This window comes from Legionella navarrensis (genome assembly GCF_052527415.1).
Genome location: NZ_JBNVZR010000002.1, coordinates 21217 through 44374 on the forward strand (window position 1 = coordinate 21217; position 23158 = coordinate 44374).

The following is a 23158-nucleotide window of genomic DNA, read 5'->3' on the forward strand; positions in this document are numbered from 1 at the left end:
AGTTCCTGAGCCCGCGCAGACAAAAGTTACTGCCAGTCGCTTTTACTCATCACCTTACCGTTAATACTGAGTTGCTGATTTTCAAGTTTTATCACCATCACGTAGTCATCACCCTCGACCTTAAAAAGGCCTTTACTGAGGCTTTGCTGCAGAATCTGCTCAGCCTGAGCCTGGGCCTGCTGCGGCTCCATGCTGCGCGTCAATGATTCCAGCAGCAGCGTTTTTACAACAGCGGCAGACACCCGGAACTGCCCCTCGCCGCGAACCTGCTGGGCCATTTGTGCTGGATCGGGTAATACCGTTTTCGGCAGGAGAAACTTCAGATTACCCGTGAGACGCCCCTCTGGAAACGTCACATCCAGCTCTGACAGGTTCAATTCCACCCCACGGGACAGAAGCTTCGGCAATTCGGCAACCAGTCCCAGCATAAACAGTTCGGGGTGTTGATTATTCTGCATCATAGCCCAGCTGGCCTGATTAATGCCGGCCATGGCGGACGGCTCCAGATTAGTAAGACCCAGCTTAAAGGAAGCCGGCCCATAGTGTTTATCGGCAACCTGCAGTTGCTTAAGAGACATGTCGTAATGGGCGTTCAGGGCACCGTCCGACAGATCGGTACTCACGAGCAAATCAAAATCTTCCAGACTGTATTGCCTGTTGGCGTCATTCATTTTGATAAGCGGAATGGCAAGATGATTACGTCCCAGCCATAGACCGGGCTGCTCTCGATATACGTTGAAATCATCGAGCAATTCACTCAATTGAAACACGTTTTGTTTATCGGAGCCCTTCAGACTGTTCAGTGTTAAATAGCCATCCAGTTTATCGACCTCAGGCGAGAAGCGCAGCTCGACACGGACACCACCCAGTTCAAAATGTACTGTATCTGAATTGGCTTTGACATCGACGGAAAAGGACGGGAGCGTATAGCGAAGAATGGTCTTGTTCAGATAACTGACCAACGCCTGGTAATGCGTTTCAGGAGTGGTACTCACATGCCCGGTTCCGAAGCGGATACCCGCGTCTGTAAAAATAATCGGACCATGATTCATGCTGAGTGGAAAATTCACATCTACATCCGCAGCCGGTGTGGTCGTGATCGCACCAGTTGTTTTATCCGTTGTTGTCTGTTGCGGAACATGCATGCTCAGGGCCAGCTGAGCCTGAGATGAAAACCAGCCGCGCTGATAGTGATTCAGCGACACCCTGAGCAGAGAATTATCCGGGATGGCGTCAATATTTTTACTGATCGTGCTTTCAAGAATTCGTCCACAGACATAGTACGATGCAAGAATAAGCACCACCAGTGAAAGAAAAATCTTTGCCCACTTTTTCATGCCTGCCCCTGTATCATTTTGTCTGGTAGAATAATTATGTAAAATACGACCACCCAAATGTCAATAAACTTTGATCGGAAAGATAAATTTCACTGATTTGCCATTGCTTTAAAATGCGATTCGTGTTGAATTAATCTAAAGAACAATAACCGGATTACATAACGCTATGAGTAAGTCAAAATGGTCATGATTAAGCGTAATTTACCGTATTTGCTGCTCAGTCTGGTGTTTTCCATCTCGTGTTCCGCTGCCGGCAGCGATGCTGATCTGGCTAAAAAACTTGCCGCTATCGAGAAAAAATCCGATGTAGTGATGGGCGTTACCGCAATTTACATCGAAAAAAACAAAACCATATCCCATAACAGCAACAAACGATTTTTTATGGCCAGCACCATCAAACTGCCTATTGCCATGGCTTTTTTAAATCTCGTTGATCAAAACAAAGAGTCGCTGAGCCGCATGATCAAACTGGATTTGAAAAATTCGGTACCTGGCTCGGGTAACCTGCACTACGCATGCGAAAGAAAAAAACAAACCAGCATGTCGCTGCAGCAGCTGCTCAATTACATGCTGATCAACAGCGACAACAGCGCCAGCGATACCATTCTGCAACAGGCCAGAGGCCCGGAAAACGTGACCAAGCGTATGCAGGCACTGGGAATAAACAATACAGTCATTAATCGCTCCATTCTCGAAATGATGATGGATACCAATCATGTTGATCCTTCGCTTATCAACGAACCACGCTCCGTGTATTCCTGGAAAAAAATATTTAACAGCGTGTCGCTGAAAAGCAAAATGCTGGCCTGGAAGTATTTCGAAAACGATAAACGCGATACTACGACCTCAAACGACATGGCTCACCTGCTGGTAAAATTATACAACAAGGAGGCTCTGTCACCTTCCAGCACCAGTCTGTTGCTCAGCATCATGGAAAAATGCCGCACGGGCAGAAGCCGAATCAGAGGGCTGCTGCCCCCCAATGTGAAAGTAGCTCACAAAACAGGAACCTGGGCAATTGGCGAGCAGAATTATCTGAGATATCCTGGCTCGAAGAGCCTGTATCGCTTTGCCAGCGACGTTGGCATCATCACCCTGCCTCATAACGAAGGGCACATCGCCATTGCGGTGTACGTGAAATCTCAGGCAGCCAGCGACTACTCAAGAAACAGAGCCATCGCAATGACCAGCCGTGCTATTTACGATCATTTCGCTTCCCCGCAGCGAAGCAGTGCCCCCAAAATTCATCAAAAGAAGAAAGCAGCGCTGGTAAAATCACGCCATGCGTCTAAAAGCCGGAAATCAAAAATCCGCCATAAACCGTCATGAATAACGGTGAATTAATAATGGTCATCGTCATCAGCCTCAGGGAACTCAGGGGCAGCGGGTGGCCCGGGAATTTTTCGCGATTCGCTGGCCCATTCGCCTAAATCTATCAATTTACACCGATCCGTGCAAAAGGGTCTGTACGGATTTTCAACATGCCAGGTATCCGGTTTGCCACATATTGGGCAGGAAATTTTTTTTCTGCTCGTCATCAGAATCCTGTGTGTTAATAATCAGGCACGCAGTATGCTATACGAAACCCTGTCATTTCAATGATTATCCAGAAACAATGGATGCAACAGCCACTCACAGCATCCTGTGTTTTTCAATACGAGTATGCTACGATTTCGTCGCTTATGAACTGTGAGAACGCTATGTCGGATGCCGAAACAACCTGGGCTGATATTCTGGGCGACGAAAAAGCCAAACCTTATTTTCAATCAATAATGCAGTTTCTCGCAGAAGAAAAAAATGCGGGAAAAATCATTTATCCGGCGCAAGGCGATTTGTTTCGTGCATTCAAGGAAACGCCTTATGATCAGGTTAAGGTGGTGATTTTAGGGCAGGATCCCTATCACGGCCCCGGACAGGCACATGGCCTTTCCTTTTCCGTACAACCTGGAATCAGAGTTCCCCCCTCACTGAAAAATATTTATCAGGAGTTAAACACGGATCTGAATATCCCGATTCCTGAACATGGCTGTCTGCTCAAATGGGCAAATCAGGGTGTTCTGCTTTTGAATACGTCCCTGAGTGTTGAGCAGGGCAAACCCCAGTCTCATGCCAAAACAGGCTGGACCGTGTTTACAGACAAGGTTATTGAGAGCCTGAATGATCACGAGCAGGCACTGGTATTTTTATTATGGGGCGCCCACGCCAAAAACAAGCGTGAATTGATTCGCTCGAAAAAGCACCTCGTGTTAACCGCCGCTCATCCCTCTCCTTTTTCAGTACACCAGGGGTTTTACGGGTGTCGCCATTTTTCAAAAGCGAATGAATTTTTAATCACCAATGGGCGGGAACCCATACAATGGGCGCTGTGACGACAACAGCGCCCGAATATCAGGATCAGTCCTTGCTTCCAGTCTTGTAGCCTATGAAAAGCGCGACGCAGCCTCTCACGGTGATCTCTACCCGCTCCAGATTCTTCTCCAGAGCCATTTGCAAAGATTGCCGATCGTCGTGTTGGTTGGAAAAAATACGTTTCTCATTATAAAAAGCCATTAAACGCCGGCTCATTCCGCTCTGCAGGTTTTCATCAGCTAAAATAGTGGCGCCAAACAACAGGCCGCCGGGTTTGAGCATAGCCACCGCATGCTTAATGGCGATCGATTTTTCAATCATGTTTCCGGGCAGGCAGTGAAGCAGGTAGTTAATTGAGATGGAATCAAACTGCTCATTGAGCGAAGCCGGCTGCTGTTTGAAAATATCTGCCTCATAGGTTTCCGCAGGCAGAGGTCTGACGGCATTTTTAGCAGCTTCCAGGCAGCCAGGATTCAGATCCATCAATGCCAGACGCGTACGCTGCGGCCAGGTATGATGTTTCAGGTAATGCCCGGTTCCCACGCCAATATCCAGATGATTAACCGAGGCAAAGCTATCAAACTGCTCCTGCAGGTAACGACTGGGACAGCGCCAAATCCAGCGATTTGAAATACCCAGCACCCACAGATCATATATTTTTAATATAAACCCTGTGTATACAGCCTGCCCCGCTTTGATATCTGATTCGCTTATTTCGGTCATGAGAACTCCTTGTGAATAAGACGACAATAATATACGCGTTGCGGTCCATAGTCATTCCTGTCTGCTGCCATTTGATTAAACCTGATTTACCAGGGTGCCTGGATGAAGCGGACTCGATCAGTTTTACCTGATTGCAAGCGCCTGACTAAGGCTGCATAATCGAGCATCCGTTTCACGGCGGATGGCAAATTGTTACGATAATGATTTTCAATTTTACAAGGGATTAACAAATGAAATCTTTCAGTGTTCTTATTGGTGCGTTGGGTCTGTTAGTCGCTCAGGGTGTATCTGCCGCCTCTTGTTCCATCGACAAAAGTGAAATGTATGCGCAAATTTCACAATACGGCTCGCTCAGCACCCATGGATGCCCATTCAATAAAGATGGCTGGGGAGTCATAAAAATATCTGAACCAATCCAGTCCAATGATTTCACCTGCTCTGCCACTTGCACTTATGCGAGAGGAGCGGGTTCTACTGGAACAAACTGCAACTGGCAATCAGGTAACTGGGGCAACACCTTATCCTGCAATTAACAGTCTGAACGGGTGGGCAGGCCGAATACGGCTTTTTCGCCCACCTGAGTTGATTAATGTCGGTCTAATAGACTTATCATCTTGAATATCTGGGGGCAGAATCCTCCATGATTGATCTCTCACCGTTAGTTATTTTCATATTGGCTAAAAAATTCAAGTTGCTCCTTAAGAATAAAAGGATGTGCCTGAACATGATCTAAGGTATCGCTGACGGATTTTATCCATACTAAGTCGCTAAGCTTTTTGAATGTCTCATAAGCTATCTCAGCCCCAGTATAAGGAACGTCTTTATCCCCTTTAGTACCTACTATCAGCAGCGGCGCTGTAGGATTGAATTCAAAGTGGTTAAAGTTTGCTTTCAGATCATCGATATTTTGGTCCTTCTCATTAAGAATACTGTCAAAAAAATGCGGTTGAAAAATAAACCTGGGGTTATGGGGCAGTGCCAGCAGAATTTCTGGGGCCGTGTGAAAACCATCTAACAAAGTGGGGATAAGAGTGTTGTATGGGGGGACAAAAATTTCGTCAAAACTTGTCCAGTATTGCCTGTAGGTTTGAAGTGAAAAGAAGAAATAGGCCAAATAGGCAGTAGCTCTAGGTCCTGGCTCCAACATTATAAAATTCATGGTTTCTTTCCAGCCAAACGGCGCTGATCCTGGGGCTACAGCGGTAATTAGTAAATCGGGATACTCCTTGACAAGCTTTTCAAACACGACCATGGTCGTGAACCCACCCTCAGAATAACCAGCTAAATATAATTTGTCACTGATAGGATAATTAAGAAGTCTCGCTAATTCTTTAGCCGCTAATATCATATCCACGCTACTGCCTGCCAAAGTGTCTGCCTGGATATACGGGTGAAACAGCAAAGCACTATCGCCTAATCCGAGATAGTCAGGCATAACGGTCATGAAACCGGCACTGTTGCCAAAAGCAGCAATATACATATGGTTTCTTTGATTATTTCTGGAGGGTACATCGTTTCGGTCGAACCGTGTCCCATGGTGGTAGCTTACAATGCTTACCGGTCTTCCTGTGGCTATTGGCATGGCCACCAATCCAGATGCTACGGTGGTGCTTCCATCGGGAGCTATGGTTTGGTAGGCAATTTTGTATAGTTGAAGATCATAATGGGCTGAGAGAGCATCCAAGGGAGGAATTTTTTTTAGGGTTAGCTCTGCTGTTTTACGGGAAAATTCTCCTATCGATACATAGCTGATTAAATGGCTATCTTCATTGCGTGCGTGGACATTCAGATTAAAAAGAGTAAAAAAAAACCAAAAAGGATTAGTTTAACCAGTTGCATTCATGAGTCCCCTGATTTTATCAGGCTATAGTAGAGATAAGTCCTGACTAAAAAACAATTATAATTGCATTTTTATTACCGATAATCAAACGCTCGCGTATCCTTTTATGTTCAGTCCTTAAACTGCTATAGATTCAGAATGAAACTGCTGTTTGCGTGTAATTTTGGTTCTAAAAACCGGGCATATCACTGGTTGTGTACGCACATAGCGCCAAAAGACTGCACGTTGAACACATATTTCAAACCAGGCACGCTGCGCAAAATTTTTGTAAATGCATTGCAAGCGCATTCCGCCCGCTTTTTTTACTATCAAATGGCTATGGTTGATATACATGTTGTCAATATTAAAAATTCAATCCTTGCAGTGGTGATGAAATAAAAGTAGATTTACCCGGTTTTTGCATTAACAATAATAATCAAGGAGTAAGGTAATGACAAAACTAAAGGGAGGGGACTACAGTCCTGCAACACGTACAAGCAAAACCAGTCCTGACAGATCACACAAAGTGCCTCCCCTGCAAGATAAAAAAAAGGCCGCTTTTTTTAAACAGCAACAGCCAATCAAAACCACCTTAACAGACAGTGAATTGCACGATTTGCAATTGCAGGTGGCCGTTTTGCTGGCCCGACTGGGTTGAGGCATCTCATCAATTAGTATTTTGGGCTGTAAATGCAACATAGCCCAAAATCATGCCGAATAGAGGTCGAGTAGAAGTACTGGGCTTATTGCTACAGAGCGACAGGCCGGTTAAGAATTTTTTTATCCAGCGAGAAGTCCTGTTTGCACACGTACTCCGACCTGCGCCCTATTACCGACTTTACAACAGTTTCCAGACTTAACCAGGTTTTATTATTAACACTAAAGATGTCTTATTTTGTGTATAAGAGTGCCCTCTCCGACAATGTGGATCGCTGATTCCGATGGACAAGATCGGACGGGAATCTGGGACGGGTTTGAGCGCTTGAACACAACATTATGATTTTGTAATTTTAGTGAATCATTTAAAAGATTCCAGACTGACTGTTTCCATGGGAGAAATTATCGCTGGTTTCAATGATTTAAAAAAGAACAGGCGTGGGTTGCCATCAAATTTTATAATCGGCTCAGACTCTAAATGTTTCAATGTTTTTTGCAAAATAGCACATGAGGCTTTATTGTCAGGGTGGGCCGTAGCTACAATTTCTGTTGGTAAAGGACTTCCATGCTCAGCGGCAATAACTCCAACGGCATGTTTAATATATTTTTTTGCAGCAATCGCGATTTCAGTACCATAACCTTTACCCCAAAAAACCTTATCCATGAAAAATCCAATTTCTATAACATTCGCATGACCGGCCCCAGTTGTATGATAGGTTGCCAACTCATTTTTGATTGAAACCGAACCAATAAACTGGCCCGTATCATTTTCATAAATTGAAAATAGACTGAACGGATCGCCGTTATTCCAGGCAGAAGTTTTCAGATCAATCACAGTTTGAACCGTCTCAAGAGACCAGGTTTTCCCATTATTAAGCCATTTTACGACTTCTGAATCACCAAGTAACTTTGCATAATTGGATACCAGGGTTGCTCGCGAATCTTGATTCAATGATTTGAATGTGAGTCGAGTTGTGTATATTGATGTAATATATCCATCTGATTTAACTGATAAATCACCAGTTTTTTTTGAATTGTAAATATATGTTGTCATCAGCAATCCTTATTAATTCCAATTATTGCATTCCGCAAACAGTTACTTTTTTGCCAATTATGCAAAAATCGCCCCCGAGATATTAAAGTCCCAATTGTTATGGTAGCAACACATGTTGACGACATTTTCTCTATTTTATACAGAGCATGGCAAAATACCCCCGACGAGATTTTAATAAATCACATACAGTTGCGGTTTGTTCAAGTTCAGCCAATCTTGTATCAGGGCTATCAAACTGTATGAGGAAGCATTGGCAAATAAATAATTTTCTTATTTTCCATGTGTGACAACAGTCTGTTTATCCATTTTTTTAGCGGCTCAGGCTGTGTATCACAGTCAGCATTTCTGGGACAGAATACGATTAGTTGCGTTTCATTTTTGTTATATATGTCTATGTAAGCCAGCCAGGTTCGATGATCTTTGGTCAGGATGATTGCTCCTTCGCAAATGGTATATAATCCAGGAGCTTCACCGGTAAACATTATCAATGAATCATCAAAATATTCCGGCCCAATATCATAAAAAACAATAGGCAGAATTTGCTCAACTGTATTTTTGGGTAAATTTCAAGTGGAAAAATTTGGATGGTGGAGGCGGCGTCTGAAAATTGGAACCGGTTCAATTCCCATATTTTAGAATGGGGAAAGGAGCTTTTGGCACTTGCTGCTTAATCTTTGATCGCTAGATTACTCAGTAAATATAAGGTTTCTTGAAGAGCAAAGCAGACATACGAATTAGGCCTAATGTAATTGCTGAATATATAATTTTATTGAACCATTGGCTGAATATTTTATACTTCCTCCTTTTTCACGCCTCCCTGTGCGAGAAAGTTTCTTTTCGTCCGAAGTTTGGGTGTCTGCCTTATTTTTATACCAAAATCGTTAACTTGACGGCGCTCTATTGAATAACACCGTCAAGTTATCTTGAATTACCAATTTTTGGCATTCAATTCAGCCATTTCTGCTGCCGTATCAGCCTTGTCGAATTCAGATCGCCTTTCTTCAGAAACGTCTTTTCTCCAAAATTTATACTGAAGATAACTCTCAGCGACCGCACCACGTTCATTTCTTTTGCTTTCAAAGAAGCTTTTCTCGCGGTATTGACGCTGAGCTTGAATATGTTGGTTTAAAGAGTCATAAACTTTAGAGTAGTCGTTCAGGTTTTCGCGTACCAATGGGTTTGCAAGTAAAGAGCCCTCCGTCAAGGCATCTCTGACTGCAATCAGCAAGTTTGCATAACTTGTTCTTCTTCCATGCTGAAACTGGGGAAGTGAATTGTTGATAAAAGCTACTACATCACCTACGTTTCCCGCAACCATTGTATCCATCAGGGTTTTAAAGTGAGTGCTTCTCTGATGAAAATCCCTGCCATTGAACTGGTTAAAGAATGAAAGAAATCCGCTGGTTTCGCGCCCGCGTTGTTTTAAATAGTTATTGATTTCTCTCAGGCTTTCAAGCAAACGGGCAGGATTGGCTTTCTCGCTCAAATCGGGTGGATTTTGTATGTCATCCGGCATCGGGTATTGTGCTTTAAATTCTTCTACAGTACCTGAAAAATACCCTTCTTGCATGGGGGGAGGCAATATTATAACCCGGCAATTTGGCGCAAGGACACCACGAGTCTCCAATTCCACAAGTACCCGGTGCAAACTCAACGGGCCAGGCACATAATGTCCACTCTGGTTACTGATTTGAGTTACCTTCCCTGCTACAATTTTGAGTTCACCTGCCCCAGCCAAAGCTTCGCCGCGGGTAAACGATGGATGACCAATCCTGCGGCCATTACGATATTCCCCATCACGATTTGTATACAAATTTCCTTGCATGTCCATGGTGAAGATGTGAGGTTCCTGTCCTGTATTTTGTATCGGGTTTTCCTCTGTTCCCTTATGCAGCCGACCATTTCTGGCGGTTAAAAGATAGTTTAGTAATTCAGTTTGGGTCAAATAATGATTAAAGCTGTTAAAAAATTGGGGGCTATTTGGATCAAGATTCTCTCTATCGACGCTTGGATCAAAACTTTGGTCTCGTGCTCGTAATAGGTCGTTGAACTCTATGTGCACAGTCAGATCCTCTGTTCTGGGCGATGCATTTGCCCATCCGTCGTTAACTGGTTGTAAAGCATACCTGGTTGAAGCGTATCCTGTTCCCCACGCCCTGTGCTTTGGGTCAAGCATTTCTCCCTGCAATCGAGGATGAAGAGGGATACCACGCCCTGCTGATATCAATTCTTCCTCGTTTGCAGGAACCGCCCCAAAAGCTGCTTCGTAGGTCATTGCAAGGGAAGGCTGTTCGGCTGAAAGATCACGTGAAATAACACTGGGTTGATCATTTAAAGTTGAGAGAGGCAAGATGGTTGAGGACCAGGTATGAAATAATCTGCCTGCTTTCAATATAGTTCTTGTGCTGGCCTTTATATCAACAAATCGCTGTCTTTCTGTAGCCTCTTGAGCAGTTTCAGTGTTTCGAGTAGCATTCAAATAAATATTTATCAAGGCTTGTCGCTGTTGATGGTGGAATCGATGTATAGCCAGTATCTTATCTGTGTTTGAACGACCATCTGACGTAAGATAGTCTAGCAATTGGTTACGGGCATGATTGTAATCATTAATGGCGTCCTCATTACCAACTATCCCGGGAATAAACGCATAATTATTGTTGCGTATATCAGTTACGAACTGGTTTCTTTGTTCAGTTGTAATGGGCATTTACCTTCTCCGCAGTTAAAAACATAGTTGCTTTCTTTTATTTGTGTACATTTTATCGTCAAATTATTAAGGATATATTAACTCAAGTGTAACCAGCGAATTTTTTCACGACCTGGTTGTGTATCATATTTTCATTCTTGCCCGAGAAACCGCCCATCGCAATTTGTTATCAGATTCGGTTCTTTTGTGCACTAACTTATCATGTGCATGATTCTGCAATAGCATTTCACTTCTTCGGGTGAGCTGAACCACAGAGAGTTCGGACAGGTTTCGCAGACTGAATGGGCATTTTGAAGGATGCGGCTATTTGCACGATCGCTTGTTTGAAGGCCTCGCTGCCGTTCACTTTGATCGTGCTGCCGAATTTTTTCGCATGTGGCGGTTTAGAAAGTCTAACGGTATTACTGAAGGCTTTCATAGAAAGATGAAACTGATTCAGCGTAGAGCTTATGGATTTCGGAATTTTGAAAATTACAGGACTCGTGTTAGGGTGCTCTGTTGTTAACCGCGAGTGCCCCCGTAAGTTGGAAAGACCCGAAAGACCCCGAAAGATTCTGAAATGGTGCCGATATGGTGCCGTGTTTTGCAATGACTGTCGTTTCAACCTTATAAATCAACAACTTAATTGGTGGGGCGGCGTCCATACCATTGGCTATCTAATTGATTGATATTGAATAATTATTTGAATTTGGTTTTTGAAAAAGCCCCCAAATAGGCCCCTGTTTGTGGAGTGTTACTCTTGGAATTGAACCAAATTACACCAATTACTGTTCTTCTATTCGCGAATAGCGAACGATTAATAGATTATCCTGATTCTCTTTCTTTATTTAAAGTTGATATCAAGAAATCAACCCACGCCATAGTATAAAGGTACCCATCAAAACCTTCTACATATGCCGCATACTTGCCTTGGAAACTTTTATTAATCTTTTGAGGTCTTGCCTTGTATTTTTTCCTTAACTGGGTATGACGGGACATGTTAAAATCGGGATGTGTTTCACAAACCAACTCAACCACCCTTCCCGGGCGACATTTGTATGGTGATTTAACACCTTTAATCAGTGCTATCCCAGTATTGTAGTCCTTTAGCTCTTCTTCATTCATCTTTGTGGCATCCACAAACTCCAAAGCCAAATCAGAGTTACTTTTATTTTGCCCGATCTTGGGGATAAGAAATACATTCAAGCGAAAATGCTGGCTGTCTGCAATATTCATATCAAGTTTTTCTGAAAATTGTTTAATATATTCTCTGACGACCGTGTAGTTTTCTTTTTGAAATGCTTTTAAAGCCGCATCTTGTTGAGCTAGGGATGATTTTGTTAACTGAAGCGCTATTGCAAGGTTTGCCATCAAAGCATGCTCCTGGCCAAATTCTTGGCTCAAAATATCTTCAAAGTTAGATAAAGAAGATAAACAGTAACCTGCCACCAATAAATCTAAATGCGGTAAATCTTTGTGTTCAATTCTATTTCTTAGCCCAATTAAGAGATTTAAATTTTCTCGCTCAGGTGTTGTATACTCTCCCCAATATAAATCACAGCATGCTTTGAGGCTAATGTATTTTTTTCCCCCATCAATCTCAATGTAACCACCATTTTTGTCTTTTTCAAAAACATCGATACCTTTTTTTAAAAAAATTGATAGAAATAGTGCAGTAAAAGCTATAGTTATATTTACAATATAGCCATATGTCTTCAGCTTAAACAGCGGATTGTTGTAAACTCCCACGGCCAACATTGCAAAGTCTTTCGCTTTATTAACTAACTCTGTTTGTTCTGAATTATTTTGGTGTATAGCCAATTTTTGGCTATGAAGAGACAGGAACTCATCACTAGTTAAAGAAGACATCCCTATTGAACTATACTCTCCCCCTCTTGATGGATTGAGAAGATGGTGCCAGCGTTTCGATACATAAGTTTTACAAGTTTCTATTTTCCAACCAGTAAAATCAGCCAATTCTCTAAGAGTAAATGATTGACAGGATTTTTCTTTTATACAAAAGAAATCAAATGCCAGCTTAACTTTATCGTAGCGAACCATAAAATTTCATCCATTTGATATGCTACATATAAGTATAGGCAGGGCTAGTTTATTGCTCTAGCAAATCGCATATACTTACCATCTAATAATTCAATTATGAGATTGAAGCAATATCATCAACCAAAAGATCATTCGATCAACCCATGCGTTCTTCTGTTCGCGAACAGCGAACGGCTGTGATATACTTAATTTATGTTATTTAGAGAATAATACCATGTTAAAGTCACAGGATTGCGTTGTATTAATAAAACTACTAGCAAATATCGGTATAGACCTATCCCAGCGCCAATTATCCGCCGCATTGGGGATTAGTTTAGCTGAAGTTAATGCGGGCATAAAGCGACTGGAAGAAGCGGGGTTATTAAGGAAAGACAAACAAGGCAAACTTTTCCCTAATGTTCATGCAGCAGAAGAGTTTCTAATACACTCAATCAAATTCCTCTTTCCTGTAAAGTTGGGTGAATACACTAGAGGGACTCCCGCAGCAATTGCCGCTCCCATTTTTCGCGATAAAATCGCATTGGGTAATGACCCTATTCCCGTTTGGCCTGATGCAATGGGAGAGGAGCGTGGTGTTGCTTTATTACCTATTCACCCTAATTTATCAAGAACGTTACGAGCAAACCCCGACTCTGCTTTTCATGAATTACTTGTCTTAATTGATGTCATGCGCTCGGGGCGCCCACGTGAGCGAAACCTTGCAGCAGCACTTTTGAAGGAAAAATTAAATCATGCTGGATAATAATGTGAAATTGGCGAATCTAAGAATGTTAGAATTTGTCGCAACAAAATTAGGTGATATTCGAAACGATGTTGTTTTCCTGGGAGGATGTACCACAGGTTTATTCTTGTCCGATCCTCTAGTGCCAGATGTGCGCTATACACTTGATGTTGATTGTATCGTGGATGTTATTTCCAGGAATCAATACTACCAGTTAGAGAAAAAACTTAACAAACAAGGCTTCAAGAAATCCATAACGGAAGATGTCATTTGTCGTTGGTTTTATGATGATGTCATTCTTGATGTAATGCCTACTGATGAAACAATTTTAGGATTTGGAAATCGCTGGTATAAACAAGCAATTGAGTTCTCAAACCTTTATTCATTGACTGAGAATCTTGAAATTCGTGTTGTTACAGCACCTTATTTTCTAGCCACCAAATTTGAAGCCTTTAAAACAAGAGGCAAAATGGATTTTTACGCCAGCCATGATTTTGAGGATATTGTATCAGTGCTGGATGGGCGCATTGAAATAGTAGATGAAATCAAAACCTCTGATTCAACCCTTCAAGAATACTTGATTGATTCGCTGCGAGAAATCATGATTTCTCCATCATTTAAAGGCGCTATTCCTGGCCATTTTGCTCAATACGGAAGTATTGCCAATGATCGAATTGAATTACTCGAGCAAAAATTAACTTCTATACAGAGTAAGTAACATGAGTCTGGCATGGTTAACCGATATTCATTTAAATTTCCTTGATGCAGATGAACGCACAAGATTCTACCAAGAAATTATTAACACCAAATGCGATGGTGTATTGATAAGCGGTGATATTGCAGAAGCGCCCAGTATCAAAAATATATTAAAAGAGTTGGCAATTTTTATTAAAATGCCGATTTATTACATTCTTGGCAATCACGATTTTTACCGAGGTCAAATAGACACCGTACGCAACGAAATGAGAGCCTTGACTGAGTCTAATGAGTATTTATTTTGGCTTCCTGCTTCTAAGTTTATGCAACTAGATAATGATACATTATTAGTTGGTCAAGATGGCCGGGCCGATGGACGCTTGGGTGACTATCATAATAGTCGAATTACGCTTAATGACAGCAGAATGATCTCTGATTTATTTCAAGAAAAGCTTGTAGGGCGATCCCAATTGCTAGCCAAAATGCAGCAACTTGCCGACTACGACGCTAGTCAGTTACAAGAACAGCTGATACAAGCTGCAATACAGCGCCCCCAAAGAATTATTGTTTTAACTCATATTCCACCATTCAAAGAAGCGTGCTTGCATGAAGGGAAAATAAGCGATGATGATTGGCTGCCTTATTTTGCTTCAAAAGCATCTGGTGATGTGTTGATGAATATTTGCACCAAGCATCCTAATATCGATTTCTTGGTGTTGTGCGGCCATACCCATGGGAAGGCGACATACCACCCATTTCCAAATCTGATAGTTGAAGCCGGCCACGCTGAATATAAAAATCCGGAAATTCAGAAAATGATAGCCATTTAGCCATAATTATTCATACCTTAATGGCATCTAAAAGCTCACAAATAACCCCTGTTTTCCAAACAATCCCGATGTCTGATTCAGGGGCAATTCGGCCGGAATATATGCCTAATAATTGATATCCTGACCAAGAAATGTGCGTTGTATTGTTGTTCAATGTAACACTTTCACCGTGACGATAGAACACTACAGGAGAGCCAGATTGCCCTGTTCTTGTTCTAGCATCGATATAGAACTTAGGGTCGCCATCAACATCAATATCGAAATCACTAGCTAAAAACCCAGTAATCCATATACCGAAATTATTCATCGTTTTTTTTGCAAAAGGAAATCCAATAATATTTAATCGCACCCCAGGTTTTAGTGAGATTCCAGCTTCATGCTTAATTTCCACATCTAGGTCATAATATGGCGAAACTTCCAAACGACTACTATCATCAACAGGCACCGGAAATGCTACGACATCAATAGACTCCTTCAAAAATGGATGTTCGTACCAAGCTGGCTTCTCATCAATCAGCAATGGGAATTCTGAACGAATATTTCTACCTACACATCCCTTCATATTAAAATAAACATGAATCTTATTGGGAATGGCTGCAGTTTTCTCATCCAGTGGCTTTCCAGTATTTTGATCCCTGCCAGTGACATTATGTCTATTGGTCAACAAGAAAAATTTATTTTTTCGCTTCACCATAAAAGATGTTGCCTTTGCAATTAATGTCTCATTGAAAAATGATTCCACATATAATGGTGCTGCCGATAATGGTTCGATGTTGATGATTTTTGGTCTCATCTATATTAACTCCTCGACAATTTTTAGTGCAAATTGTTATTATTTTGTTTGAAAGTGATTCAGATGCACTCCTGGGTTACTCGTCGTTGTTTTTACGTGCAAAGCTACTCCAATTCCAGCAGCTATACTCTGAAGAAGGGGAACTTGAGTTTTACTTCGAAAGAGATAAATGATGGCGACTTTAAAACTAACAAAATCTAAATTCAAACTGGCCTTAGAATGTCCCACTAAGCTCTATTATATCGATAAGCCACAATATGCCAATCAGAAGATGGAAGATTCGTTTCTGAAGGCACTGGCAGAAGGTGGGTATCAGGTAGAAGCCTTGGCTCGATGTTATTTCCCAGACGGCATATTTGTAGTGCCAGAACACAAAGAATCAGTCCTGGATGCAACAAAACGATTGCTTGAGGCGGAGTCAATTACCCTTTTTGAAGCGGAAGTCTTGCATCAAGGATATTTAATCCGCACAGACGTTCTAATCAAACATCAGAACCATTTGAGATTAGTTGAAATCAAATCAAAATCCATCAGTAGTGAAGAAATCAAAAAAATAGAAAAGAGAGATGGAACAATCAATGCCGATTGGAAACCTTATGTGGCCGACGTTGCCTTTCAAAAATGGGTGCTTCAGAAGGTTTATCCGAATTACCGCATATCAAGCTATTTGATGCTTGTTGACAAGGACAGCATCTGCCCAACAGATGGATTGAATTGTAAGTTTTTACTGGCCAAAGATCAATCAGGTAAAACAAGCGTGAAAATTTTAGAACCGCTAACCGCTGAGGATTTGTCAGTGCATCTGCTTAAAGAAATCAATGTTGATCATTTGACAGATAAAATCTGGTCCGAGATCGATCCTGCGGGACGCTCTTTCATCGATAGATTTCAGGAGTTTAGTCAGCAGTATTTTAATGGATTAAAATCGACACCCATCCCTAAAAAAGCATGTGCTAAATGCCAATTCAAAACATTACCCCATGATGAAGCAAGTGGCTTATTATCAGGATTCAAGGAATGTTGGCATGAAGCACTTGGCTACAAAGACAATGATTTTCTTGCTCCCACCGTTTTGGATTTATGGAAATTTGGTCGCAAGGACGAATACTTACAAAAAGGGTTAATAAAACTGCGTGACTTCGATGAAATTGATTTTCCGACCAAGGAAGATGGAAAACCAGGGGCATCAATGAGTCAGCGCCAATGGTTGCAAATTGAAAAGGTTCAAAACGGCGATAACTCCGTTTGGATAGATGATCAAGGTTTGCGTGAGGAAATGCAGTCCTGGGTGTATCCATTGCATTTTATCGATTTTGAAACAGCGATGCTACCTATCCCTTTTAAAAAGGGAGCACACCCGTACCAAGGTATCGCTTTTCAATTTTCCCATCACATGATGGACGAAAAAGGGTGTGTGGCGCATGTGGGAGAGTATTTAAATACTGAGCCTGGCATCGATCCATCGATTGATTTTGTTCGCGCTTTAAAGTTGGAGCTTGAAAAAGACAATGGTACGATTTTTCGATATAGCGATCATGAGAATACCTATTTAAATATGATATTGCGGCAATTACTAGCTCTACCAAAACCGCCAGAAGATTTGGATGTCTTGGTTAGGTTTATTAAATCGATTACAAAGTCACCTTCTAAGAGCCGTGAAAAATGGGAGGGAAAACGATGCATGGTGGACTTATGGGAATTGGTAAAACGATTTTATTATGATCCACTGACCAACGGTTCAAATTCAATCAAGAAGGTATTACCTGCTATTTTGAACCGTTCTAAGTATTTGCAGCAAAAATATGGTCGGCCGATTTATGGTTGCAAAGACGGGATTGTGAGTAAAAATTTCATCAATCAACAATGGATCATCTATGAAAACGGTGTTATCAAAGATCCGTACTTGCTTTTAGAGCCCATCAATAAAGAAGCCTCCGATGAAGAAATTGAACTACTGTTTGAAGATGAATATCTAAAAGAAGGAGGAGCCGCAACCATTGCTTATGCCAAATTACAATTTACTCATATGAGTGATTTTGAACGAAAAGAGCTTAAAAAAGCCCTTCTAAAATATTGTGAGTTAGATACATTGGCTATGGTCATGATTGTTGAGGCTTGGCTAGATATGATTAAACCATAATCATTAGCGTTAATACCGCCAAATACAACACCCCCAATACCTATGATTTATGAAAATTGATTATTAGAAATAAAAGCTAATAAATGCGTTGTTAATTTCGCCACATTTGGAAACATCAATAATGAGGCATGAACATCTTCAAATTTAAATGATGATATATTTTCTGGATGCCCAGCATCATTTCGAGTACGTCTTATTTGCTCGTTAAATGCTGGCCAATACGCATTGTACTCATCACGCAAATCAGAAGACATAATACTCACATGTTTATCCAAAACTGTTTTAAGTGTATTGAAAATTGTTTTAGCTTTCCAATCAGACAGTCCTTTCGGTGGTTTACTGTGTTTCTGATTCATTGCATTACGTAATTTTAAAATTAAACATTCCGCTGTTGCACCTATCATTACCGCGGCAGATTTATGATGGCCAGCATTAAAGGTACTTATTGCTTCATTTAAATACGAACGTTCAGTATCATCAAGTTGACATTGGCTGTCGATATAACGTAAGTATTCGCTGGGGTTACAAGGATCTCGATTTAAATTTTCTAGTGATTTAATGCCCTGATCAGTTATATGAAAAAATGGTGGATTGGGGTTCGCTAAATCATATCCCCACGCAAGATAGCCTGTATTCATCAAACATTGAAATTCAGACAATATCATTTGCTCATAAGTTGGGTTGTGAGTAATTTCAAACTGCTTGGCAACCTCTTGTAATATCACACCCGATTGCAGATTCGACGAAATACGAGACCTCTTATTACGCTCTATCTCATTTTTAACTGTTTCAAGCAGTTTTTGCCGAATTTTGTCTTTTGTTATCATATGGTAAGCCTTTTATTTTTTGTTTTTTACTACCTTTCAACCAGATTGAAATACTGCCTCTGTCAAAGACAAAAGAACTAAATTATCGTGTTGTTCACATAAGTGATCAAAAGTCATCCAATGCATTCCTTTGGGTTTTCGACCATCTTCGTTTAAAAAGCCTTCTTGCCAACCTAGGCGTGATCGTATTTTATCGGCCTTTCTTGAAGCTCGATAGCATACAGTTTCTCGCTGGCTAGGGTAAGCTAGCGAGAAACAATTGCGACAAGCAAAAATGTTGCCTTTATATAGAATAGCGACCCGACAACCACATCCACGTGTAGGGCAAATAAACCACGGACGTTGACCGCCCAAATGACAATCAGTCCATACAAGGCTTATATAATAGTTAAAGCTTCGCCACTCATTTCCATTTTTTCTATGCCAATACCTTAACATAAGATGATCTAAAGATTGGGCTACATCCGCATGAACAGATGCAACCACATCGCCCTCACATTTCCATTGCTGACCAAATGAGTTACCTGGCGTAAGTAATTTCTCACGTTGCCATTGCCGCACATCAATGGTTCGATAACTATTTGTTGTCGATTTTGCTCCATAATACCAATGTCGTCCGCTACCGGTTCCCCCCATTATATTCTCCTTATTTTACCGAAATCATTTGGGAAAAAGCATGTGAATCATTCCCCAGATGAAGCACGACGATATTCATATGCTGAATTGTCACTTTTTTCATTAGGACAGTTTGAAACCGCTAAAACCGGAGAAACCGATTCCACGCGCCATTTTTCAGCCGAACTGTTGCCTCTACAACGAACTAAACGCAAACCATTTACAATTCGTCCGGCATGTCGTTTGAACCACCATCCTAGCTTGCGGCGATTAATTTCACCTCGCTCACTAGCAATATCATGCAACACTTCTCTTAACTCATCATCACGAAGCTGATTGAGCCTATTCATGGCCTCGCGCAACATGGTTGGTGTTCTCTCAAATGCTGCATACCAAGCTTCTAATAAACGTGCTAATGTTTCTCTGTCTGGATCTTCTGATAATGCTTCAAATACTGAAGATGTTGAATCTGCGCAACCAAGCCATAACAACGGTTGCCGACAGAAGTCAGACCATTCACTATAACTAACCAACGATTTACACTCTGTCATCGGTTTGCCAGCAATGATCCATGCACGTATAATTGTCAATGCTGCTGAAACATAGCGCTCTCTATCTTGTAGCAAATCACGAACCAAATTAGGTCGATTAAAGGTGCGTGTCGCCGGTGTTTCTACAGCAGGATCAAGACTAATCGTTATGCAGCGTCGTGCCATATCTTGGATAGGGCCAACATTGTTGCCACTTGATAAAAAGAGTGTACGAGTATTTACCGTAGCTGTTTTTGATACGCCAAGTATGCGTCCACTCATAAACTCTGATGTTAATGCTGTACACAAGCTTTTGTGTGCCAAGAGGTCACTGGTGAGATTGTCAAACTCAATAACCGCTGGTGCACGTAGTAATTCTGCCAACAACAGTTTACGGCATTCTTCATCATCAGCTGGGAACGTGGTCGGCGTTCCTCGCTGAGGTGTCGCAAAAGCTGTAATCAATTCACACAAATAAGATTTGCCCGAGCCAGCTATATGAGCTCGTACATGAAACATAGGTGCGAGAGCAAGGCTTGGTCGAATTGTTGCAGCTAAAATTGCTGCTAACGCTGCCGCTTGATCAGATCCTTTGGAAAAACGAAACTCACTTAATAGATTTAGCAGTAATGCAAGAGCCTCTTCTGCTTGCATACGTGATGGCTTATCAGGAATCGAAAATTTATTCGCATCAAACATCCCAAACATACCAGTAGCTAAATCATATCCCGCTGTATTCATAAGACTGCCATCTGAACGAAGATATGGTTGCCGCGCTAAACCATTGAGCACAGGTAAATGCACATAATTCGCTGCATCAAATAATACAGCGGCGTGACGCTCGGGTGGATCAATGCGCACCCACTCTTGTGCTCGACCATCAAAGCGCTCCCAAACAGCAGCACTTGCCAGTGCGCGAACTAAAGCAGGTTTAGATATTGCCTGTATCCGAGTTTCATGCGTTCCTGGATCATTAAATATTGCTACAATTAGATTCCCTCGTTGATAATATTTTTTTGATCGCGCCAATTCAAGTTCAGCTACATCTGCCACACGATGAATTTCTCCAGCAAGAACACGAATAACAGATTTCATGCGTGCGGCACTTACAGTAATCCCAAGTATGCATAATAAGTCACGAATATGCCTACCAGCACAATGACCATGAAAGCATTTTAAACCACCGACAGGCCAATTATCATCCGGCTCAAAATAAGCAGTGCCACTGTCAATTGCGTCAGTGTGCTCTTCGACCCATGGACAAGTGATGTCATGTTTACCCATGCCAAGATAAGCTTTATATAAGTTGCGTTGCCGCAAAATAGTAATCACAGCATTCTCTTCTGGACAAGGAATACAAACAGTTTCAGTATCTACATCATAATTTTCTGGTGTGTCCATCCTCTGTTGTTTTGATCGCTCTGTGTGAACTATTTCAAGTTGAAGACCTTCAATCAATTCTTGAACTGAATAACGATGCTTTGGAGACCATGTCTCCATTTGACAATGAAATGGAGGCTGATGCTTGCCATTCACTGCAATGGGTAGTCGAGCGAGCCGTGTTGTTTCTCCATTTGCCCCAGGATCACACAAGCCAGCATTTATTATGGCATTCATGAGTTGATCTATTGCTTTAACATCGTTTAATGGTTCATCTAAAATATAACCTGCTTGATAATTACCAGAAGAGGTTTCCAAAAACCAGCTGGGTGGCAGAGTTAGCCTTTCTATATTTACTTTTGTACCAATATCATCAAGCATTAAAGCGTATAATCCACAGAAATTTGCTTTTGTTCGACGATATTGGCCAGCATCGTTTGGTTTAAACATACCAAGGCTAAAATAATTATTCTCCTCACGAATAGTGGGTATAGAAGTGCCATTAATCCATGGTTTAGCAGTCCATTTACTTTTTGGGCCGTCGGCCGGATTTCCTTTAAAACTGACCAAAAGTGGATGTCGACCAGCTATTACTTCGCCAAATATAGAGAGCAAAAAATTGTTATTGTCTACAATATCGGTTTTATCGCTTATGACGGTTTCTAAATGCTCGTTTGCTAAATCTGTCAGGGCTGTGCTCATGAGCGCACCTCCTGCACTGACTTACGGCTTTCTTTAATATGTTTTTCCAGCCAATCAGTTATTTCAGCTTCAATCCATCCGACAGCTCTATCACCAAGCGATATAGAGGAAGGAAAATCTCCTTTTGACATGCGTAAATAGATAGTACTTCGAGATAATCCAGTCCTTGACTTTACTGCAGGTAATCTTAGAATGTTTGTAACCATGTTGAACCCTCCAAGGGCGTTGTTAAACACAGTTACACGATAGGTTGCTTGCCATAATGATTGGCCGGACTCGGCTGTGAGTTAACCGAATCGGTTAACTTTTTAGGAAGACGATGTAGAAAAGTGTTCTTTTGCTTCGTCCAAGTATTTTCGAATAGTATCCTCTGAAATATCCAGTCCCAAAGATTGCAAAGCAGAGCTTATACTATTTTTATTACTACCTGTTGCAGCATTACGCTTAGAGGATGGATCATATGAATATGCGTGGATGGCCATCCCCAAAATAATTTTTAGCATGGTTTTTCGTTCAGTTTCCCCAAGGATCTGATTGTCTTCTTTTGGTTCCATACGTCGTGGTTTGAAATAATTTTCAACATCAACCGTATGCACTAAAGTGTCTTTGTTAATTTCGGTACAAGTACCTGCCGTTCTAATTTCTCCAGCATGAACTGCACGTATGATTTCAGTAAGTCGATCCTCCCATATTCCAATATGTAAAGTTCCGTAGTTGCTCTTATCTTCCCAAAATGATTCACACGTATACGGATTCATTCCAAAGGTTAGTGCTGCAACTTCATATATTGTAAGCGTACTATAATAACTCCAATTTCTTGCTGAGCTACCACCAAAACCATGTGATGGGTGAGCGCCTTTAAACAACCAGCCAGGTTCCTCTGGATAGGTAAATTTTTTCATTAGCTATATCCTTCTATTTCAATTTATTTACCGAACAACAATAGGCAGATAATTTAACAGGCTTGGATTGTATAGGGTTTTGCTGTACATTGCAGTACATCCTATATCACTTGTATTGATAAATTGGGAAAATAATGGCTACAAATAAAACTGCCACATTAACTTTTCGAATCGAACCTGCACTCAAAGAAGCGTTGCGTGCGGCGGCTGAGCATCAGCATCGTTCAATAGCTAATATGGTTGAAGTATTGATTCGTGATTATTGTGAGATCAATGAGATAAGTATTCGGGGAATAGAAACCCAACTTTCTAATGAAGAAAATGAAAAGGTGTAAT

General features: G+C 41.4%; 23 protein-coding genes and 1 pseudogene. 11 read left to right on the forward strand and 13 right to left on the reverse strand.

All coding sequences use genetic code 11. The features are described from left to right. Positions 1-26: 26 nt before the first annotated feature. Positions 27-1337 (reverse strand): DUF945 family protein, encoded by a 1311-nt coding sequence (locus ACQUTA_RS01710; protein ID WP_444986466.1) that lies wholly within the window; start codon positions 1335-1337, stop codon positions 27-29. 180 nt (positions 1338-1517) lie between these two features. Here ACQUTA_RS01710 and bla point away from each other — a divergent pair, with 180 nt between their 5' ends. Next, the gene (gene bla, locus ACQUTA_RS01715) at positions 1518-2666 is read left to right on the forward strand and encodes a class A beta-lactamase (protein ID WP_444986467.1); all 1149 of its coding nucleotides are present in this window, start codon (positions 1518-1520) and stop codon (positions 2664-2666) included. 11 nt (positions 2667-2677) lie between these two features. Here the strand turns inward: bla and ACQUTA_RS01720 are convergent, their stop codons facing one another. Beyond that, positions 2678-2875 (reverse strand): DNA gyrase inhibitor YacG, encoded by a 198-nt coding sequence (locus tag ACQUTA_RS01720; RefSeq protein ID WP_444986468.1) that lies wholly within the window; start codon positions 2873-2875, stop codon positions 2678-2680. Between the two features lie 162 nt (positions 2876-3037). On the opposite strand from ACQUTA_RS01720, the gene ung reads away from it, so the two are divergent. Continuing rightward, entirely contained in the window at positions 3038-3706 is a 669-nt protein-coding gene (gene ung / locus ACQUTA_RS01725) for a uracil-DNA glycosylase (RefSeq protein ID WP_444986469.1), read from the forward strand. A 25-nt stretch (positions 3707-3731) separates the two neighbouring features. On the opposite strand, the gene ACQUTA_RS01730 is transcribed toward ung, so the two are convergent. After that, entirely contained in the window at positions 3732-4409 is a 678-nt protein-coding gene (locus ACQUTA_RS01730) for a class I SAM-dependent methyltransferase (protein ID WP_444986470.1), read from the reverse strand. A 230-nt stretch (positions 4410-4639) separates the two neighbouring features. On the opposite strand from ACQUTA_RS01730, the gene ACQUTA_RS01735 reads away from it, so the two are divergent. Beyond that, positions 4640-4942 (forward strand): hypothetical protein, encoded by a 303-nt coding sequence (locus ACQUTA_RS01735; RefSeq protein ID WP_444986471.1) that lies wholly within the window; start codon positions 4640-4642, stop codon positions 4940-4942. A 125-nt stretch (positions 4943-5067) separates the two neighbouring features. Here ACQUTA_RS01735 and ACQUTA_RS01740 read toward each other — a convergent pair whose 3' ends face one another. Next, positions 5068-5889 carry an alpha/beta hydrolase family protein gene (locus tag ACQUTA_RS01740; RefSeq protein WP_444986472.1) on the reverse strand — a complete coding sequence of 274 codons (822 nt, stop codon included), beginning with the start codon at positions 5887-5889 and terminating at the stop codon, positions 5068-5070. A gap of 498 nt (positions 5890-6387) precedes the next feature. On the opposite strand from ACQUTA_RS01740, the gene ACQUTA_RS01745 reads away from it, so the two are divergent. Beyond that, positions 6388-6627 carry a hypothetical protein gene (locus ACQUTA_RS01745; protein ID WP_444986473.1) on the forward strand — a complete coding sequence of 80 codons (240 nt, stop codon included), beginning with the start codon at positions 6388-6390 and terminating at the stop codon, positions 6625-6627. 52 nt (positions 6628-6679) lie between these two features. After that, a complete protein-coding gene (locus tag ACQUTA_RS01750) occupies positions 6680-6886 on the forward strand; it encodes a hypothetical protein (protein WP_444986474.1) in 207 nt (68 codons plus the stop codon). Positions 6887-7246: 360 nt separating this feature from the next. Here ACQUTA_RS01750 and ACQUTA_RS01755 read toward each other — a convergent pair whose 3' ends face one another. Continuing rightward, positions 7247-7939: a GNAT family N-acetyltransferase gene (locus ACQUTA_RS01755; RefSeq protein ID WP_444986475.1), complete on the reverse strand. Its 693-nt coding sequence runs from the start codon at positions 7937-7939 to the stop codon at positions 7247-7249. A gap of 928 nt (positions 7940-8867) precedes the next feature. Beyond that, positions 8868-10646, reverse strand: coding sequence for an IQM protein middle domain-containing protein (locus tag ACQUTA_RS01760; RefSeq protein WP_444986476.1), 1779 nt, complete (start codon positions 10644-10646; stop codon positions 8868-8870). Positions 10647-11007: 361 nt separating this feature from the next. On the opposite strand from ACQUTA_RS01760, the pseudogene ACQUTA_RS01765 reads away from it, so the two are divergent. Next, positions 11008-11151: pseudogene (locus ACQUTA_RS01765) on the forward strand (transposase); the annotation flags it as partial. A gap of 299 nt (positions 11152-11450) precedes the next feature. Here the strand turns inward: ACQUTA_RS01765 and ACQUTA_RS01770 are convergent. Then, the gene (locus ACQUTA_RS01770) at positions 11451-12686 is read right to left on the reverse strand and encodes a DUF3644 domain-containing protein (protein WP_444986477.1); all 1236 of its coding nucleotides are present in this window, start codon (positions 12684-12686) and stop codon (positions 11451-11453) included. Between the two features lie 214 nt (positions 12687-12900). Between ACQUTA_RS01770 and ACQUTA_RS01775 the strand changes: the two genes are divergently transcribed. Genes ACQUTA_RS01775 through ACQUTA_RS01785 form a run of 3 tightly spaced genes read left to right on the forward strand, consistent with a single transcriptional unit; the run spans position 12901 to position 14933 of the window. After that, on the forward strand, positions 12901-13428 hold the full coding sequence (locus tag ACQUTA_RS01775) for a winged helix-turn-helix transcriptional regulator (RefSeq protein WP_444986478.1): 528 nt from the start codon (positions 12901-12903) through the stop codon (positions 13426-13428). Continuing rightward, positions 13418-14125 (forward strand): hypothetical protein, encoded by a 708-nt coding sequence (locus tag ACQUTA_RS01780; protein WP_444986479.1) that lies wholly within the window; start codon positions 13418-13420, stop codon positions 14123-14125. Before ACQUTA_RS01775 ends, ACQUTA_RS01780 begins: the two co-directional genes overlap by 11 nt. A 1-nt stretch (position 14126) precedes the next feature. Further along, the gene (locus tag ACQUTA_RS01785; RefSeq protein WP_444986480.1) at positions 14127-14933 is read left to right on the forward strand and encodes a metallophosphoesterase family protein; all 807 of its coding nucleotides are present in this window, start codon (positions 14127-14129) and stop codon (positions 14931-14933) included. Positions 14934-14943: 10 nt separating this feature from the next. Here the strand turns inward: ACQUTA_RS01785 and ACQUTA_RS01790 are convergent, their stop codons facing one another. Next, complete coding sequence (locus tag ACQUTA_RS01790; protein WP_444986481.1) at positions 14944-15726, reverse strand: hypothetical protein; 783 nt, start codon at positions 15724-15726, stop codon at positions 14944-14946. Positions 15727-15895: 169 nt separating this feature from the next. Between ACQUTA_RS01790 and ACQUTA_RS01795 the strand changes: the two genes are divergently transcribed. Next, positions 15896-17866: a DUF2779 domain-containing protein gene (locus tag ACQUTA_RS01795; protein WP_444986482.1), complete on the forward strand. Its 1971-nt coding sequence runs from the start codon at positions 15896-15898 to the stop codon at positions 17864-17866. Between the two features lie 47 nt (positions 17867-17913). On the opposite strand, the gene ACQUTA_RS01800 is transcribed toward ACQUTA_RS01795, so the two are convergent. From ACQUTA_RS01800 to ACQUTA_RS01820, 5 genes are all read right to left on the reverse strand, one after another. After that, the gene (locus ACQUTA_RS01800) at positions 17914-18693 is read right to left on the reverse strand and encodes a hypothetical protein (RefSeq protein ID WP_444986483.1); all 780 of its coding nucleotides are present in this window, start codon (positions 18691-18693) and stop codon (positions 17914-17916) included. Positions 18694-18729: 36 nt separating this feature from the next. Continuing rightward, positions 18730-19329, reverse strand: coding sequence for a hypothetical protein (locus tag ACQUTA_RS01805; RefSeq protein WP_444986484.1), 600 nt, complete (start codon positions 19327-19329; stop codon positions 18730-18732). A gap of 47 nt (positions 19330-19376) precedes the next feature. Beyond that, positions 19377-21920 carry a hypothetical protein gene (locus ACQUTA_RS01810; RefSeq protein WP_444986485.1) on the reverse strand — a complete coding sequence of 848 codons (2544 nt, stop codon included), beginning with the start codon at positions 21918-21920 and terminating at the stop codon, positions 19377-19379. Further along, entirely contained in the window at positions 21917-22126 is a 210-nt protein-coding gene (locus tag ACQUTA_RS01815) for a helix-turn-helix transcriptional regulator (RefSeq protein WP_444986486.1), read from the reverse strand. Before ACQUTA_RS01815 ends, ACQUTA_RS01810 begins: the two co-directional genes overlap by 4 nt. Before the next feature lie 102 nt (positions 22127-22228). Then, on the reverse strand, positions 22229-22822 hold the full coding sequence (locus tag ACQUTA_RS01820; RefSeq protein WP_444986487.1) for a hypothetical protein: 594 nt from the start codon (positions 22820-22822) through the stop codon (positions 22229-22231). A gap of 134 nt (positions 22823-22956) precedes the next feature. Here ACQUTA_RS01820 and ACQUTA_RS01825 point away from each other — a divergent pair, with 134 nt between their 5' ends. Further along, complete coding sequence (locus ACQUTA_RS01825; RefSeq protein ID WP_444986488.1) at positions 22957-23157, forward strand: type II toxin-antitoxin system antitoxin; 201 nt, start codon at positions 22957-22959, stop codon at positions 23155-23157. Position 23158 lies beyond the last annotated feature (1 nt).